The 17,122-nt window shown below is 66.0% G+C and carries 11 protein-coding genes and 2 pseudogenes; 10 read left to right on the top strand and 3 right to left on the bottom strand.

All coding sequences use genetic code 11. The features are described from left to right. Positions 1-144: 144 nt before the first annotated feature. The 6 genes and pseudogenes from BT264_RS21230 (at position 145) to BT264_RS21210 (ending at position 6,567) form a co-directional block, all read left to right on the top strand. Positions 145-1,434: a dicarboxylate/amino acid:cation symporter gene (locus tag BT264_RS21230; RefSeq protein ID WP_072440650.1), complete on the top strand. Its 1,290-nt coding sequence runs from the start codon at positions 145-147 to the stop codon at positions 1,432-1,434. Next, positions 1,431-2,912, top strand: a complete 1,482-nt coding sequence (locus BT264_RS21225; protein WP_072440420.1) for a cysteate racemase — start codon at positions 1,431-1,433, stop codon at positions 2,910-2,912. Before BT264_RS21230 ends, BT264_RS21225 begins: the two co-directional genes overlap by 4 nt. Before the next feature lie 732 nt (positions 2,913-3,644). Continuing rightward, positions 3,645-3,784: pseudogene (locus tag BT264_RS40540) on the top strand (RNA-directed DNA polymerase); the annotation flags it as partial. A 327-nt stretch (positions 3,785-4,111) separates the two neighbouring features. Continuing rightward, positions 4,112-4,441 (top strand): H-NS histone family protein, encoded by a 330-nt coding sequence (locus BT264_RS21220; RefSeq protein ID WP_072440422.1) that lies wholly within the window; start codon positions 4,112-4,114, stop codon positions 4,439-4,441. 345 nt (positions 4,442-4,786) lie between these two features. Next, on the top strand, positions 4,787-6,034 hold the full coding sequence (locus tag BT264_RS21215) for an MFS transporter (protein ID WP_072440423.1): 1,248 nt from the start codon (positions 4,787-4,789) through the stop codon (positions 6,032-6,034). 78 nt (positions 6,035-6,112) lie between these two features. Beyond that, positions 6,113-6,567: pseudogene (locus BT264_RS21210) on the top strand (DNA-binding protein). Positions 6,568-6,725: 158 nt separating this feature from the next. Here BT264_RS21210 and BT264_RS21205 read toward each other — a convergent pair. Continuing rightward, entirely contained in the window at positions 6,726-7,706 is a 981-nt protein-coding gene (locus tag BT264_RS21205; RefSeq protein WP_072440425.1) for a bifunctional helix-turn-helix transcriptional regulator/GNAT family N-acetyltransferase, read from the bottom strand. A gap of 386 nt (positions 7,707-8,092) precedes the next feature. Here BT264_RS21205 and BT264_RS21200 point away from each other — a divergent pair, with 386 nt between their 5' ends. Beyond that, entirely contained in the window at positions 8,093-8,467 is a 375-nt protein-coding gene (locus BT264_RS21200; RefSeq protein WP_072440427.1) for a S26 family signal peptidase, read from the top strand. Positions 8,468-8,674: 207 nt separating this feature from the next. Here BT264_RS21200 and BT264_RS21195 read toward each other — a convergent pair whose 3' ends face one another. Then, positions 8,675-11,122 (bottom strand): PEP-utilizing enzyme, encoded by a 2,448-nt coding sequence (locus BT264_RS21195; protein ID WP_072440429.1) that lies wholly within the window; start codon positions 11,120-11,122, stop codon positions 8,675-8,677. 326 nt (positions 11,123-11,448) lie between these two features. After that, positions 11,449-12,543 (bottom strand): AraC family transcriptional regulator, encoded by a 1,095-nt coding sequence (locus BT264_RS21190; RefSeq protein ID WP_072440431.1) that lies wholly within the window; start codon positions 12,541-12,543, stop codon positions 11,449-11,451. Between the two features lie 252 nt (positions 12,544-12,795). Here BT264_RS21190 and BT264_RS21185 point away from each other — a divergent pair, with 252 nt between their 5' ends. From BT264_RS21185 to BT264_RS21175, 3 genes are read left to right on the top strand one after another with little or no spacing between them, the layout of a single operon-like run. Next, entirely contained in the window at positions 12,796-14,187 is a 1,392-nt protein-coding gene (locus BT264_RS21185; RefSeq protein WP_072440433.1) for an APC family permease, read from the top strand. Positions 14,188-14,237: 50 nt separating this feature from the next. After that, positions 14,238-15,635: an aspartate aminotransferase family protein gene (locus tag BT264_RS21180; protein WP_072440435.1), complete on the top strand. Its 1,398-nt coding sequence runs from the start codon at positions 14,238-14,240 to the stop codon at positions 15,633-15,635. A 28-nt stretch (positions 15,636-15,663) separates the two neighbouring features. Continuing rightward, positions 15,664-17,103: an aldehyde dehydrogenase family protein gene (locus tag BT264_RS21175; RefSeq protein ID WP_072440437.1), complete on the top strand. Its 1,440-nt coding sequence runs from the start codon at positions 15,664-15,666 to the stop codon at positions 17,101-17,103. Positions 17,104-17,122 lie beyond the last annotated feature (19 nt).

The following is a 17,122-nucleotide window of genomic DNA, read 5'->3' as shown; positions in this document are numbered from 1 at the left end:
GCAGGACCCGCATCGAGCCTTTTTCGATCATCTCTATCATCCGTCCCATACACAGAAACGTCGCCCCGCTAGCGACATTTTTGCCTCCTGCCAGCATACCGTGGTCACGTCAGACCTTGGTGCGCACTCCTCGGACTGATGGAAATGAAAAATCGCTTAACTTTCTATATTCTGGCTGGCATGGTGCTCGGCGTCGCCGTCGGTTACGTGTGCCATCGGAATGCCGCCGGTGCTGCAGAAGCCAAGGCAATCGCAGGGTACTTCTCGATTATCACGGATATCTTCCTGCGCCTTGTGAAGATGATCATCGCGCCGCTCGTCTTCGCCACGCTGGTATCCGGGCTCGCCGGCATGGAAGGGACGAGCGACGTGCGCAGAATCGGGTTCAGGTCGGTGGGATGGTTCGTGTGCGCGTCGCTTTTCTCGCTCGCGCTTGGCCTTGTCCTTGCGAATGCGCTGCAGCCCGGCGCGGGGCTGCATATGACGCAGACCAGTGCCGATGTGGCAACCGGTCTCAACACCGCGGGTCTGAACTTCAAGGACTTCGTCACGCATGCGTTTCCTTCCAGCATCATCGATGCGATGGCGCGAAATGACATCCTGCAAATCCTCGTCTTTTCCGTGCTGTTTGGCGTCGTTCTGAGTGCGATCAAAAAGGACCCGCGGGTCACACCGTTGATCGCCGGCATCGATGCGCTCGTCCCTGCAATGTTGAAGCTGACCGACTATGTGATGCGGCTCGCACCCGTGGGTGTATTCGGCGCCCTGGCATCCGCGATCACGGTGAACGGCCTGGATGTGCTGACCACGTACGGCAAGCTCGTCGGCAGCTTCTATCTCGGTCTGGTCCTGCTTTGGATTGCCCTCATCGTCGTCGGTTATGTCTTCCTGGGAAAATCGATCTGGAAGTTGCTGAGAGCTGTCCGTGAACCCGCGATGCTCGCCTTTTCGACCGCGAGCAGCGAGGCCGCTTATCCGCGTCTGACCGAGAAGCTTGAAGCGTTCGGTATCGACAAGAAGGTCGTCGGCTTTACGTTGCCGCTCGGCTACGCGTTCAATCTCGACGGGTCGATGATGTACCAGGCGTTTGCCGCGATTTTCATTGCGCAGGCATTCGGCATCGACATGCCGGTCGGAACGCAAATCATGATGTTGCTCGTCCTGATGTTGAGCAGCAAGGGAATGGCCGGTGTCGCAAGAGGTTCCGTGGTGGTGGTCGCCGCAGTTGCACCGATGTTTCATCTGCCGCCGTCCGGCGTGGTGCTGATTCTCGCCATCGATCAGATTCTCGATATGGGGCGAACCGCCACGAACGTGATCGGTAACAGTATCTCGACGGCCGTCATTGCCAAGTGGGAGTTGAAGCGGCTCGCCACGCAGGAAGATGGAGCGAACAGCGTTGCCTTGGCCCAATTGCAGGGCGAAACGAAATGATCGGCGCAAACGTGCTGAGCGGGAGAAAATTCGGCGTGGTGGGCGGCCTGGGTCCACTGGCTAGCGCGGATGTCTTTTTCAAGCTCGTCAAATCGACGCCTGCATCGAGCGATGCGGAGCACGTCGACGTCATTTTCGAGCAGCATCCCTTTCGAGGGTCGGCCAGTGGTGGTGAAGCGACGACCCAACGGAAGCTATACATTTTCGACATGATCCGCGGCTTCGAGAAGCGGGGCGTGACGACCGTGGTACTCCCGTGCTTCATCAGTCATACGTTCATCGACGAGCTGAAGGCCAACTCGCCCTTGCAGATCGTCGATATGGTGGAAGCCGTTCGCAGCCATGTTCGAAGGAAGTTTCCGGCCGCCCGGCGAATCGGCGTGTTGACCTCGGACTACTCCCGTCGAAAAGGGCTCTTTGAAAAGTATTTCGCGGCGCCGGAATTCGAGGTTATTTACCCTCGCCCACGCGACGGTATCGATCTCATCACCGAAGCTGTCTACGGCGCCGACGGGATCAAGAGCGGCAACCTGTGTGGCCGGCCTGTCGCGCTGCTGCGCGAGGCGTGCGAGGACCTCGTCGAGCAAGGCGCAAATATCATCGTGCCAGGCCTGACGGAAATTGCGCTCGTGGCAGAGGAAATGGGCCCGTTTCGCGTACCGCTGATCGACTCGAATCTTGCGTATGCGCAGTACGTGATAGCGGGCAATTACGGTTTGCCCGAATCCGTTTTCAAAGTCGGCGTAGTTGGTGGCGTCGGCCCCGCGGCGACGGTGGACTTCATGCAGAAGATCGTACGCAACACGCCGGCCAATCGCGACCAGGACCATATCAGGCTTCTGATCGAACAGAATCCGCAGATTCCCGACCGCACGGAAAACCTGATCGGTGACGGTCCCGACCCGACCATTTCGCTTTACGCGACCTGCAAGAAGCTCGAGTCGGGCGACGTGGACATCATCGCCATTCCGTGTAATACCGCCCATGCATTTGTCGAACGCATTCAACCGTATCTGGGCATCCCGATCGTCAATATGCTGACCGTTACGGTTCGCCATCTCCGGGCGATGTTTCCGCTGATTTCCTCCGTTGGCGTGCTGGCTACCTCGGGGACGATCGCAAGCGGCGTCTACGAGAAAGCCCTGGAATCGGAAGGGTTGCGGCAAATCGTGCCTGGAGCGGAATTGCAGGCCCGGGTGATGGAAGCGATCTACGGCACGGCAGGGGTGAAAGCGGGGTTTACCACCGGACGTTGCCTCGACGATATCTCCGCTGCCATTGACGGGCTCATTGCGGAAGGTGTCGAAGTCATCGTACTGGGATGTACCGAACTGCCGCTTTTATTGCCGCAGGGTAGTTTCGTGGGAAGGACAGGCACACGCGTCAGTCTTGTCGATCCGACCGATGTTCTTGCACGGCAATGCGTTGCCCTGGCGACCGCGGCAGCGGAGCGGCCGGTTACCCGATCAGCAGGCTGACCCGGTCGGTCTCGCTGACCAAAGCGACATACACGACAAGCGTATGGATGTTCGGCGGTCGTATCGGGCAGCAACTCGACGAGATCCTCAAGCCAGAGGTACTCACGCAGCCCGCGCTGCTTCGTATCCCGCCGACACGGTAAGCGACCCGGTCGCATGAAGCGCTACACGTCCGTCGGGTCATGCGCTCGCGGACCCAGTTCGCCCCGACCTGCAATGGTTGGGTGTTCCTCCCTCTTGCTGGGCCACGCAAGCTGACATTCGCACGCGTCCAATGGAGTTGCCTCTTGAATCTCAAGACACGCGGCACCTCTTGAAGTACGAGGTAGTCTTGTGACGGGTTTTAAGCCCCGGTCAATCGTGGAAACCATCGAAGTTCTGTCCAGGCAGCCGGGACGCGGATCCGTGCGTCGTGGGAGTGAGGAAATCGTACGGGGGAGTTCGTAGGCGAAGCCGGCTGCCCGGGATGATCGTTGCCCCGATTTACGGGCTTCGAGGTACCGAAATCTCACAAACTTTGTTCGACCCGTGTGGGAGCCAGTGGATTTGCCGGAGGCTGAGAATATAGGCGATTGATTTTAAATCAAATATTCTTTTGGTCATCTTGTGCATTATTTCGAGACGTTTGGCCAAATCATGCTTTTTCGCATCAAGGACAAACCGCCGGCAGACCTGGCCTGACGGACACGTCATGCGCTATTTGCAGGACACTTTGTGCTTGACTGCACAACGTCGCAGAATCGCGACGTGCACCCGGATTTCCGCGCGCATCTTGCCGGACGCGTCGCGCATGCGGCCGCGCTGAACGCGGCGCGAAGCTGCGCGCGCTGTTCGACCGGATCGCGTGGGCCGTCGACAGCGTCGGCTTCGGCCGGCAAACGTCGCGTCGTTGGGGCTCCGGGCCGCAACTCCTGCAACGCGATGCCGCGCACTGCTATCATTCGCGCCATGCCGCGCCGGTGTCAGGTGCGGTGCATAACTTGCCGCAGCCGTTCGCCGTACGTTCGCATGCGGCGTGCCGCGCGTTGCCGGCCCGGCCCGGTCTGTTTTTGACGCGCGACGTCGTTTCGTGCGCGTCGCGCAAACCACGCCGGCTCAGGCAAACGATTCGCCTATATGACAGCACCGATCGGCGGAACTTCGTGGTAGGTTCGCGCATCGGAGTTTTTTGCAAAAACATGCCCAAAGAGGATGAATACATGACCCAGGCCCTGCAGGAACTCGAAGCACAACTTCGGGACCTGAACATCAAGCTGTCGGACGCGAAACAGAAGGAGAAGCAGGCCGCGCTCGCGGCCTTCAAGGAACAGGTCGAGCTTTTGGGAATCACGCAGCAGGAAGTGCTGAGCGCGCTCGGCTATATCGTCCAGCGAAAACGCAAGGCGCCCGCCAAGTACTACGATCCGACGACCGGCCGCTCGTGGTCGGGCCGCGGCCCGCGGCCGAAATGGCTCGAAGGCAAGGATCTCGACATGCTCGTCGTCGACCGCGAGGCCAAGACCTGGTGGCCCGGGGACGATCAGGGCTGAAGCCCGCCGCGGCGCCGTCCGGTTCGCGCGCGCGGGCCGGCCGGCACCACCCGGCCAGCACAATGTCTTTCGTTCGGTGTCCGGCCTGATCGCGACATCGCCGGCCTTGCCGCCGACACCGGATCGCCGCTTTCCCGTTCATTGCCCGCCGACTCCCGCTCTCCGTCCCGGAAAGCGGGCGCGCGGCGCATCCTGAAGCGTCGCCGACCATGCGCGCATGACGGATGGGAGCGGGGGGGACGCGCGCCCGCACCGCCGCGCACCGCCGCGCATCGGCACGTTCGCCGGCCCATCATGCGCGGGCACAGGCCTTAGAATGTCGCCGGACTTTCGTGGCAGGACACCATGGCGGCAAACATCAAATCCCCGGCGCTCGACGGCTCGTCGGCCCCGCGCGCGGAGCAGGTCGGCCCTTACGCGTGGAAAGCGCTGGCCGGGTCGGCGATCGGCTATGCGATGGACGGCTTCGACCTGCTGATCCTCGGCTTCATGCTGCCCGCGATCACGGCGGCGCTGCAACTGACGCCCGGGCAGGGCGGCGCGCTGGTCACGTGGACGCTGATCGGCGCGGTCGCGGGCGGCATCGTGTTCGGCGCGCTGAGCGACCGCTACGGGCGCGTGCGCGTGCTGACCTGGACGATCCTGCTGTTCGCGGTCTTTACCGGCCTGTGCGCGTTCGCGCGCGGCTTCTCGGATCTGCTCGTCTACCGCACCATCGCGGGCATCGGGCTGGGCGGCGAGTTCGGGATCGGCATGGCGCTCGCGGCCGAAGCATGGCCGGCGAGCAAGCGCGCACGCGTGTCGTGCTACGTCGCGCTCGGCTGGCAGGCCGGCGTGCTGCTGGCCGCGCTGCTGACGCCGTTCCTGCTGCTCCACATCGGCTGGCGCGGCATGTTCGTGGTCGGCGTGCTGCCCGCGCTGCTCGCGTGGGTCATGCGCAACAAGCTGCACGAGCCGGAAGCGTTCGTGCAGCGCGCGGCGCAGCCGAAGTCCAACGCGTTCCGCATGCTCGTCGCCAACGGCCGCACCGCGCGCACGAGCCTCGGCATCGTGATCCTGTGTTCGGTCCAGAACTTCGGCTACTACGGGATCATGATCTGGCTGCCGACCTTCCTGTCGAAGCAGATGGGCTTCTCGCTGACGAAGTCGGGGCTGTGGACGGCGGCAACCGTCGTCGGGATGATGATCGGCGTCTGGGTGTTCGGGCAACTGGCCGACCGGATCGGGCGCAAGCCGACGTTCCTGCTGTACCAGCTCGGCTCGGTCGCGACGGTCATCGCGTATGCGCGGCTGTCGGACCCGACGGCGATGCTGTGGGCCGGCGCGCTGATGGGGATGTTCGTCAACGGGATGGTCGGCGGCTACGGGACGCTGATGTCCGAAGGCTATCCGACGGCCGCACGCGCGACCGCGCAGAACGTGCTGTGGAATATCGGCCGCGCGGTCGGGGGCTTCGGGCCGGTCGCGGTCGGCGCACTGGCCGCGCACTACTCGTTCCAGACGGCCATCGCGTTGCTCGCCGGCCTTTATGTGCTCGACATGGTCGCGACGCTGTTCCTGATTCCCGAACTCAAGGGCGTCGAGCTCGAATGAGCGCGGCGGGCGCGGGCCCGCTTGCGGTCGGAACCCGATGCGATCGCACACACCGCAACGACATCACCGGAAACCACGATGCAACCAAGGAATAAAACGATCGGCGTGATGGGCTCGGGCAAGGAACCGTGGCTCGTGTTTTCGGAACCGCTCGGCGCGTGGCTCGCGCAGGCCGGCTTCAACCTGCTGACGGGCGGCGGGCAGGGCGTGATGCTGGCGGTCGCGCGCGCGTTCGCCGGCGTGCCGGGGCGGGCCGGGCGTTCGATCGGCATCCTGCCGACGCAGGCCGATCCGCCTATGTGAACGTGCTGAGCAGCGACCTGATCGTCGCGCTGCCGGGCGGGCACGGCACGGCCGAGGAGATTTCGCTCGCGCGGCGCTGGGGCAAGCCGCTTGTCTGCTTCGGGCCGGATGGCGCGTTTCGGGAGCTGGCTGCCGGCGCCGCATGCACGTCGTCGCTCGACGACGTGATCCGCTTCGTGGAAGACGCGTTTGCGCCGGAGCAGGTGCAGGTGGCGCAGGCGCTGCGATAGTTCATGCGTTCGGCTTCGACGGCTTGCGACCTGCGCCGCCGCGCGGCGATGAATCGGGCGCGAACGTGTCCGCCGAGATACCGGGACAGCGTGCGCCGCGAAATGTTGGTGCGCCGGACGACGCCGTCGATCGACAGGCTGTCGATCCCGGTTGAACCTCAGCAGCCGGACGGTCCCGGCCGGCTGAAACGTTGCTCGACCACCTCGGTTCCCCATTGCGTGCCCGCGGACTCGCCGGTCAGCGTAAAGCCGAACGACTCGTATAGATGGCGCGCGGAATCGAGGCCCTTGAACGTCCACAGGCAGGTTTCGCGAAAGCGCTGCTCGTCGACGAAGCGCATGGCTTGCGTCATCAGCTGGCGCCCGATGCCCGATCCGCGCAACGCGTCGTTCACGATGAACCATCGCAGATGCGCGACGCCGGTCGCCGGGTTGCCGTCGATCGCGAGCGACGCGAGCGTCCGCCCGTCCTCCTGGCAGAGCCAGAGCGCCTTGCCGTCGGCCGGCAGCGCGCCCGCGAACTCGGCAAGCTCGGTCGCCACGCGTTTTTCGAAAAAGGCGCCGAATCCCCAGTGCTCCGAATAGAAGCGCGCGTGCAGGCTCGCGATATCGCCGATGCAGCCCGGCTGGTAGCCTTCGCGGATCTGCGGTGCGTCGGGTGCCGCGGCGGGCGACTTGGCGGCGTTGTCCTGCGCGAGCGCATCGGCATACAGCGCGAGCGAACGCAGCAGCGCCTGCTGGTCGGCCGGAATCATGCGCCGCAGCGCATTCGATACCTGGTCCGTCGCGAACTGGTCGATTTTTTTGCGGAGCTTTTTCCCTTCGGCGGTGAGGGTCAGCTCGGTCGCGCGCGCATCCTCGCTCGACACGCGGCGCTCCACGATCCCGGCGGCTTCGAGCCGCGCGAGTTGCCGGCTCGTGTTCGATTTGTCCAGGCGCAGGATGTTGCCGAGATCCCGGGCGTTGATGCCGGGCGCCATCCCGATCTCGAGGATCGCGTGAACGGCCGAAGGCGCCCAGTCGCTGTCGGCCAGCGTCGCGCGCATGAAGCCGAGCTCGCGAACCAGTTTGCGGGAGAAGTCGCGAAGCTCGAGGATGGTCGCTTCGCGAGGCTTGGCGGGAGCGTCGATGAGATCCATGGTCTGCCCGAAAAGGTTGCGTGTCGCAATCGATAATAGTTGCGGGTCGCAACTTGATCAAGGCGGATTTTCGGCGAAGCGGCGGCCCCCTTTGGTCGCCGTCGGGGGAGCGGCGTTGAGGTCGATCAAGGGGCCCGAACGAGTCGGCAGTTTTTGGCGGTGAATGGTCGCGGCGCGGGTGGCGCAGTGCGGTGACGTGGACGCATACTGGGTGTATCGAGTCGACCTGCGGGCAGGAGTGCCGACCGATCGTCGATCCGGTTGCGCGATCGCGGGCCATCATCCGGACATGATGCATCGTCGTCGATCCGGTTGCGCGATCGCGGGCCATCATCCGGACATGATGCATCGTCGTCGATCCAGGTCCACCGACCACGGAGACCACCATGAACAAGCTGTTGCCGATGACGATTGCGTTGCTTGCCGGATCCGGCATCGGCGCCGGACCGCTCCACGCTGCCGGCAGCATGGATGCGCCACCCTGCAGCGCGGCGCATGCGGCGGATCAGGACGGGAACGCCCCGATGTCGGGCACGTCGGTCCGCAGCTTTTCGACCGCCGGTTGCTCGGGCGCGGTGCTGCAGGGCGAACGGGCGACCGCGACGGTCGACGGCGACCGGGTCGAACTGCGGGACGGCACCGTCTATGTGAACGGCCGGTCGTACGGCGCCGTCACACCCGCGCAGACGGTCGAATACGAGGCCGCGCACGACAGGCGCATATTGAAGGTCGACGGGAAAGTCCGCACGCCGCAGCGCTGAGTGCCGATTCCGGCCCCGTCGGCCGCGACGGGTCACGTCGTCTTCGGATCGCTGACTTCCATTCCCGCGCGCACGTCCTGCTGGATGCCGTACTGCGCGAACGGATGGCGCAGCCCGTTCCGCGACAGCGCGTCCATCCCCGCAATCGCCTGTTCCAGTGCATCCGGCGCCGGCCCCTTCGACACGCCGGCAGGCGGCGCGCCGCGCTTATTCGACCAGCGATTCGACCAGCGTCAGCCGGCCGTCGCTGAGCCGCACTTCGCGCCCGACCCATGCCGCGTCGACGCGCGGCAGCACGGCCGACGGCTTGCGCAGCTCGCGCAGCAGCGTCGCGCCGTGCGACAGCCGGCCACCCATGCGCGCGATCACGGCGCGCGCGGCCTGGTACTGCGCGTGCCGGCCCGGGTCGAGCGTGTCTTCCAGCAGGATGTCGCGGCCGAGCACGCCCTGCGTGTGGCCGGGATAGATCATGAAGCCGGTCGCCTCATCGGCGCCTTCGCTGCCGTCCTGCCAGAAGCTGCCGTTGCGTTCGCGGCGCTCGGGATGCGGCGCGAACCACGCGTCGCGATCGGCGGCCGGCATCGCATGATGCAGGCGGAAGAACACGCGCATCAGGTTGTCGCGATACCACTCGCGCACTTGCAGATACCAGCCGCGCATGCCCGGCGCGCCGAGCGTATGGAGCACGCGAACCGGCAGCGGCCAGTCGGGAAACGCCTGCAGCGGCAGGTCCGTGGCCGCCGGCCGCGCCGTGCCCGGATCGGTTTCCCACGGCAGCCGGTGCGGGCTGTCGTCGAGCTGGCCGTACACGGTCGGCGGGCGCCCCCACAGTGCGCCGCCGCTGCTGGCGAGCGATGCCGCGATGCACAGGTTGCCCTGCACGACGAACACGTAGAAGCGCGTGAACCAGTCGGCCAGTTGCCGGCCGTCGGCGCGCTGCTCGACGAGCGTCGCGAGTTCCCGGTCGAAGCGCCGCAAGCCGTGCTCGAGCGTCGGCAGGTGCGTGCGCGCGACGCGCAGCATGCGCCAGAACACCGGCAGCGATTGCAGCAGGCGCAGCGGTCGCCAGCGCAGCGGCGGCGTCGCGCCGCCGATCTCGCCGCTGTAGTTGCCGGCCGATACGCCCCAGTCGGCCAGGCGCGCCAGGAACAGGTCGTTGTTGATGTACGACGCGCCGCCATGGAGCGCGGTGAACGGTTCGTTGTCCCGCAGCACGCGTGCATCCCAGCGCGCCATGATGGCCGGGATGCTGCCGGCCGCGCGGCGCTGCGCATACTCGACCAGCCGGCTCGGCTGCGGCGGCAGGATCTCGGCGATGTTGGCCGAGGTCAGGTGCCGGTGCCAGCCGTAGCTGCTGATCGGCCGGTACTGCAGCAGCCACAGCCGCGTGCCGTCCCATGCCCATTCGACATCGCCCGGCACGTAATGGAACGCGCGCAGCACGCGTTGCAGGAAGGTCCACAGTTGCGTCGCGTTCAAGCCGTGCGCGGTCGGGAACGTGCCGCTCTGCCATGGCTCGCCGAGCCGCGACAGGATCGCGCGCTGCGGGCTCGCCTGCCCGTCGGCGAGCGTTTCGAGGTGGCCCTGCACCCATTCGACTTCGACCGCGAGATGTCGCACGAACGCGATGCCCGACAGCACGGGCGCGACGAAGCGCTGCACGACCGCTTCCTCGAGTCCGCCGTCGAGCAGCGCGGCCACGCGCGCGGCCGCCTGCGACGCCGGCACGCGCAGGAACGTCGTGTGCAGGCCGGCATTGGCCGCATCGGCCTGGTCTTCGCCATGACTCGACGACCGGACTGCCCACTCGGCATCGGGCTGGCTCGCGAGAAAGCCGGGCAGGCGCGGGTCGTCGGCTCGGGTGAGCGACAGCGCGGGCGGTACGGGCAGACCGGCCATCGTTGCCAGCGCCAGGCGTCCGCCTTTCGTGTGCGCGACGAAACCCGTGTCGCCTGCTTCGAGCCACTGCGCGAAGGTTGCCGGCGCATCGATCCACGGATAGTGTCCCCAGCCGGCCTGCAGCGTGACGGTGAGGTCGGCGCGCGCGAGGATCGCCGACCACGCGGCGGCCTGGCGCACGCCGAGCACGTTGTCCTGGTCACCCCACACGAGTTCGATGCGATCGGTGATCCACTCGAGCAGCGGCAGCGCGGTATCGGCGCGCACGAGATCCCAATGCGGCAGGAACGCACGGCAGCGCGCATAACCGGCGCCCATGCGGCGGTACTGCGCGTGTGTCCAGGTCTGGTTCGAGAACTTGCGTGCGAACAGCGTCGGGTAGCGCGAGAGCAGCCAGTGGATCGCTTTGCGCAGCGGCTTCGGCGCCATCAGTTTCGGCAAACGCCGTTCCCACAGGAACGCACCGACGGGCGCGAGCAGCACGCTGCGGCTGAAGTGGCGGGGGCACCGCTGCAACGCGTGCAGCACCAGCAGTGCATTCACGCCGACCGCCATGATCGCGTGGCCCGGTTCGGTCGCGTCCAGCAGCGCTTGCGCGTAGGCGGCGAGGTCTTCGCACGGCGGCGCGGGATTGTCGCCGAAGCCCGGCAGTTCCAGCGGCACGGGTTGGTAGCGGTGGAAGTGGGGCAGCGCATCGTCCCACCAGTCGGCCGCGCTGCCGTTGCCGGCGAGGAGGTACAGGATCGGTTTGCTCATGGAGGCTTCGTCGGTCGACGATCGTCGCGGTTGCGCTCGCCCGATTACGCGGCGGCGTCAGCGGATGCCGCGGGTCTCTTTCGCATTGCGTCGATGCGAGCGGAATCGGAGCGTGGCCGCGTTCGGATTGATTGTTGCGGGCATTCTACGCGAGTCGATTCATTGCGATTTTCATTCCGGGTTGCAGATTTTTCGATGCGCGATCTATACGCGTTACCCGGTTGTCGATTGACCGACTTGTCGAGCATGTCTCCATTCAGGCGCTGGTCATGGATGATGTATGCAAAGAATCCCGATGTCGGCAATGAAGCCGTAACCGGTGCTGCTCACGCGTCGACGTCCGGCTCGGCGCGCGGCGCCTTGCCGGTCCAGCGCCGGTACGCATGACGGAAGCTGCGCGGCTCGCTGTAACCGAGACGTTCCGCGATCGCCGCGACCGTCAGCGTGTGGTCGTCGAGCATCCGCGCCGCTTCGTCGTGACGCACTTCGTCGAGCAGCGACTGAAACGTGATGCCGTCCTTGTCGAGCCGCCTGCGCAGCGTGCGCTCCGTCAGATGCAGCGCATCCGCGAGCGACGTCATCGACTTGAAGCGCGACAGGTCGCGCGCCATCAGCTCCTTCGCGCGATCGGCGAAGCGCGTGCCGACCGACGCGGCCCACTGACGTTCGAGTGCTTCGCACTGATAGTGCAGTGCGTTGAAGCTGACTTCGTTCGCGAGGCGCGGCGTTTCCGTGCCGTTCACGGACGTGAACACGAGACGGTTGTCGCCCGCATTGAACGCGACCTTGCAGCCGAAGTGGCGCGTGTAGTCGGCCGCGTTGCGCGGCGTGCGGCGCGCAAGCTGCAACTGCTCGGGCCAGACCGGCTTGCCGACGAGGTCGGACACGATCAGGCGCAGGCTGGACAGGCACATGTCGACCTGAAACACCTCGAGATCGGGCTCGCCGTTGTAGCGGCCGATCGTCACGCTCATGCCTTCCGCATGCGCATCGATACGCACATCGAAATACAGCCCCATGAACAGCGGAAACTGGCTCATGCACCGGAACGCCTGCATCACGGAGCCGCTGATCAGCATCGCGTAGCCGGCGAGGCCGAGCGTCGACACGTGAAGCCGCGCGCCGATCGACAGCCCGATCGACGGCACGCCGCTGCAGCGCAGCAGGTTGCGGAAACAGCGCTGCTCCTGGCCGCGATTCACGTGCAGGTTCGGCGACGCGACTTCGTCCGCGCCGAGCCCGGTGCCTTCGAGCAGCGCGGCGCCGTCGATGCGCCGCACGCGGCACTCGTCCAGCGCGACCGCGATCGCGTGGACGGTGGCGGGAATGTCTTCCTGGCGTCCGGCCGGACGCGCGAGGCCGAGCGACGAACGCAGGCTGCGCTCGGCCCTGCTCTGGTTTTGGTGGGAGCGGCTGTCCATGGTGCGGATGCGGCGACGGGATCGCGTAGAACATAGCCGGAATGTCCGCAAAATGCCAGTGCGGCACAGCACCATTCATGACTGGCCGGCACGACGCGCGGCGATGTGTCCGAAAATATCCCTCTATTACGTCCGCTTTTCTCATTCGTCGTCGATTTTTTGGCGCACCACACTCGTTTCCGAATCGTGCAATGCACGCGTTGCCGACGAAACGAGTGTTGACGTCATGAACGAAATCCACGTGAGGACAGCATGAACAACGACAGGCCAGGTCGGTCCGCATCGGTCGATTCGGCGAATGACTCGGAGCCGCGCGCGCATCGATGCGATGCAAACGGACGACGCGACGCGCATCCGCTCGGACTGTTCACGCTGGTGATCTTCGGCCTCGCGTACATGCTGCCGATGACGGTGTTCACGACCTACGGAATCGTCACGAGCGAGACGAACGGGCATCTGACGGCCGCGTATGCGGTCACGCTGATCGCGATGCTGTTCACCGCGCGCAGCTACGGCCACATGGCCCGGCTGATGCCGAGCGCCGGGTCGGCCTATACGTTCGCGAGCCGCAACTTCGGTACGTCGGCCGGCTTCATGGTCGGCTGGGCGCTGCTGATGGACTACCTGTTCATCCCGATGATCAGCTACCTCGCGATCGGCATCTACATGAAGCAGCTATTCCCGGCCGTGCCGGCCAGCGTGTGGATCGTCGCGAGCATTGCGCTGGTCACCGGGTTGAACATCATCGGCATCCGGCTCGTCAATCGCGTGAACCTGATCCTGATCGCGAGCCAGCTCGTGTTCATCGCGATCTTCGTCGTCGCATCGGCGCGGGTCGCGAGCGGCGAAGGCCTGTCGATGGCCGTCGCGTTGCCGTCGTCGGGCGATGCGCGCGCGATCTTCGCCGGGTCCGCGATCCTGTGCCTGTCGTTCCTCGGCTTCGATGCGGTCACCACGCTGTCGGAGGAAACGCGCGAGCCGCGGCGCACGGTCCCGCTCGCGATCCTGCTTTGCACGCTCGCGAGCGGCCTGCTGTTCATGCTGATCGCGTACATCGGGCAAGTGGTGTTTCCCGACTGGCACGCGTTCAGGGATCTCGATTCGGCCAGCCTCGAACTGATGCGGCGCATCGGCGGCGGCACGCTGTCGGCGCTGTTCGTCGCGGTGTATGTGGCCGGCTGCTTCGCAAGCGCGATGGCCGGGCAGGCGAGCGTGACGCGCGTGCTGTTCGCGATGGGCCGCGACCGGGTGCTGCCCGAGTGCGTGTTCGGCCACCTGCATGCGCGGCTGCACACGCCGGTGCGCGCGACGCTCGCGGTCGGCGTCGTGTCGCTGTCCGCGCTGTTCGTCACGCTGGATCTCGCGTCGACGATGATCAGCTTCGGCGCGCTCGTCGCATTCGCGATCGTGAACCTGTGCGTGATGCGCAGCTATCTGTGCCGGCCCGAGCACCGTCATGCCGCGGGCTGGATCGCGTTCGGCGCGATGCCGGCGATCGGCTTCGCGATGAACGTGTGGCTCTGGTCGGGGCTGTCGCGCCAGACGTTCTACGTCGGCATCGGCTGGCTCGCGCTCGGGCTCTGCCAGCTCGTGTGGCTGACGCGCGGCTTCACGCGCCCGGCGCCGACGCTGTCGATGAATTGAACGACCGGTCGCCGGATACCGGTTTTGAAACCCTGAAGGAGGAGTGATCCATGAACGCCGTTGACGTCAATCCCGATGCGGACCTGCAGGCGCTCGGCAAGCGCCACCTGCTGATGCACTTCACGCATGCCGATGCGTATCGCGACAACGCGCTGACCGTGTTCGACCGCGGCGAAGGCTGCTGGCTCGTCGACCGCAACGGCAAGCGCTACTTCGATGCGCTGGCCGGGCTGTACTGCGTGCAGGTCGGCTATAGCCACGGCGCGGAGATCGGCGACGCGATCCGCGAGCAGATGGTGCGGCTGCCGTTCGCAACCAACTGGGGCTATGGCCACGAACCGGCGATCCGTCTCGCGCACAAGCTCGCGGCGCTCGCGCCCGACGGCCTGAACCGCGTGTTCTTCACGTCGAGCGGCTCGGAGTCGAACGAATCGGCGATCAAGCTGGTGCGCCAGTATCACCAGTCGCGCGGCGAGCCGCAGCGGCGCAAGTTCATCGCGCGGCGCGTCGCGTATCACGGCACGTCGTTCGGCGCACTGGCACTGAACGGAATGACGAACTTCCGCAAGCATTTCGAGCCGCTGATGTCCGGCGTGCGGCATGTGGGCAACACGAAGCGCTACGGCCGCCCGGCGGGCGAGACGGAAGCGCAGTTCACGCGCCACCTGCTCGACGAGATCGAATCGCTGATCGTGCAGGAAGGGCCGGACACGGTCGCCGCGATCGTCGTCGAGCCGCTGCAGAACGCGGGCGGCAGCCTGACGCCGCCCGCCGGCTACACGGCCGGGCTGCGCGACATCTGCGACCGGCACGGCGTGCTGCTCGTCGCGGATGAAGTGATCTGCGGGTTCGGCCGGCTCGGCGAATATTTCGGGTCGGCGCGCTACGGGCTGAAGCCGGACGTCATCACGTTCGCGAAAGGCATCGCGTCGGGCTACGTGCCGCTCGGCGGCGTGATCGCGAGCGACGCGGTCGTCGATACGGTGCTCGACGGGCCGCAGCAGATGTTCCTGCACGGCGCGACGTACGGCGGCCATCCGGTCGCATGCACGGCCGCGCTCGCGAACCTCGCGATCATGGAGCGCGAAGGCGTGCTCGCGAACGTCCGCGACAACGAAGCGATGTTCCGCCGGACGCTCGACGGCCTGCTCGAACTGCCGTGCGTCGGCGACGTGCGCGGCGACGGTTACCACTACTCGCTCGAACTCGTGACCGACAAGGCCGCGCACCGCTGGTCGGCCGGCATCGGCGCGCAGGCGTTCGTGTCGACGCTGCTTGCGCCCGCGATCTTCGACGCGGGGCTGCTGTGCCGCGCGGGCGTCGATCACGAAGGCACGCCGATCGTGCAGTTCTCGCCGCCGCTCGTGATGTCGCGCGACGAGATCGTGTGGTTCGTCGCGCAGATTCGAGACATCCTCGTCGACACCTATACGCGTGCGATGCGCTGAGCCGGCATCCTCACAACAGGAGCATTCGATGCGAACGTCACAACAGTCCTATATCGATGGCCAGTGGCTCGATCCGGCCGATGCACGGTCGATCGACGTGGTCGACCCGGCCACCGCGCGACCGTATGCGCAGCTCAGGATCGGCGGCGCGGCCGACGTCGACCGCGCGGTCGGCGCGGCGAAGCAGGCCTTCGAAACATACTCGCGCTGGTCCGTGGCCGAGCGCGTCGCGCTGCTGCGGCGCGTGCTCGACATCTATCGGCGCCGCTACGAAGAGGTCGCGCAAACGATCAGCCAGGAGATGGGCGCACCGATCGCGTTCGCGCGCGCAATGCAGGCCGCGGTCGGCACCGCGCACCTCGAACAGACGATCCGCGCGCTGCAGTCGTTCCGCTTCAGCACGCAGACCGATTCGCTGCTGGTGTCGCACGAGCCGATCGGCGTGTGTGCGCTGATCACGCCGTGGAACTGGCCGATCAACCAGATCGTGTGCAAGGTCGCGCCGGCGCTCGCGGCCGGTTGCACGATGGTGCTCAAGCCGAGCGAGATCGCACCGTTCAGCGCGATCCTGTTCGCGGAGATCCTGCACGAAGCCGGCGTGCCGCCCGGCGTGTTCAACCTCGTGCACGGTTACGGGCATGAAGCGGGCGACGCGCTGTCGCGGCACCCGGATGTCGACATGGTGTCGTTCACGGGTTCGACGCGCGCGGGCGTCGAGGTCGCGAAGGCCGCCGCCGATACCGTGAAGCGCGTGCACCAGGAGCTCGGCAGCAAGAGCCCGAACCTGATCCTGCCCGACGCCGATATCGACGATGCGGTCACGCGCGGCGTGCGCAGCTGTTTCAGCAACAGCGGCCAGTCGTGCAACGCGCCGACGCGCATGCTCGTGCATGCCGGTCATCTGGCGCTGGCCGAGCAGGCCGCGCGCCGCGAGGCGGAGCGCACCGTCGTCGGCGATCCGCGTTCGCAGGAGACGGGCATCGGGCCGGTGGTCAGCAGCACGCAGTTCGACCGCATCCAGCATTTCATCCGGCTCGGGATCGAGGAGGGCGCGACGCTCGTCGCAGGCGGCCCGGGGCGGCCGGACGGGCTCGGCGACGGCTTCTACGTGCGACCGACGGTGTTCTCGAACGTCACGCCGGGCATGACGATCGCGACCGAGGAAATCTTCGGGCCGGTGCTGTCGATCATGACCTACCGGACCGAGGACGAGGCGGTCGCGCTCGCGAACGATTCGGTGTACGGGCTCGCGGCCTACGTGCAGTCGAAGGATCTCGAACGCGCGCGCCGGATCGCGGCGCGGCTGCGTGTCGGCAACGTCCACATCAACTATCCGGCGTGGAACCCGGCCGCGCCGTTCGGCGGCTACAAGCGCTCGGGCAACGGGCGCGAGTATGCGGAGTTCGGCCTCGTCGAATATCTGGAGACGAAGGGCACGACGGGGTACACGGAAGGCGGCGCGCGATAAAGACTGCGTTTGCCGACGA

This window comes from Burkholderia sp. NFPP32, assembly GCF_900119325.1.
GTDB lineage: Bacteria > Pseudomonadota > Gammaproteobacteria > Burkholderiales > Burkholderiaceae > Burkholderia > Burkholderia pyrrocinia_C.
The sequence above is the reverse complement of the archived record's forward strand: the minus strand, read 5'-3'. Positions and strand labels throughout refer to the sequence as shown.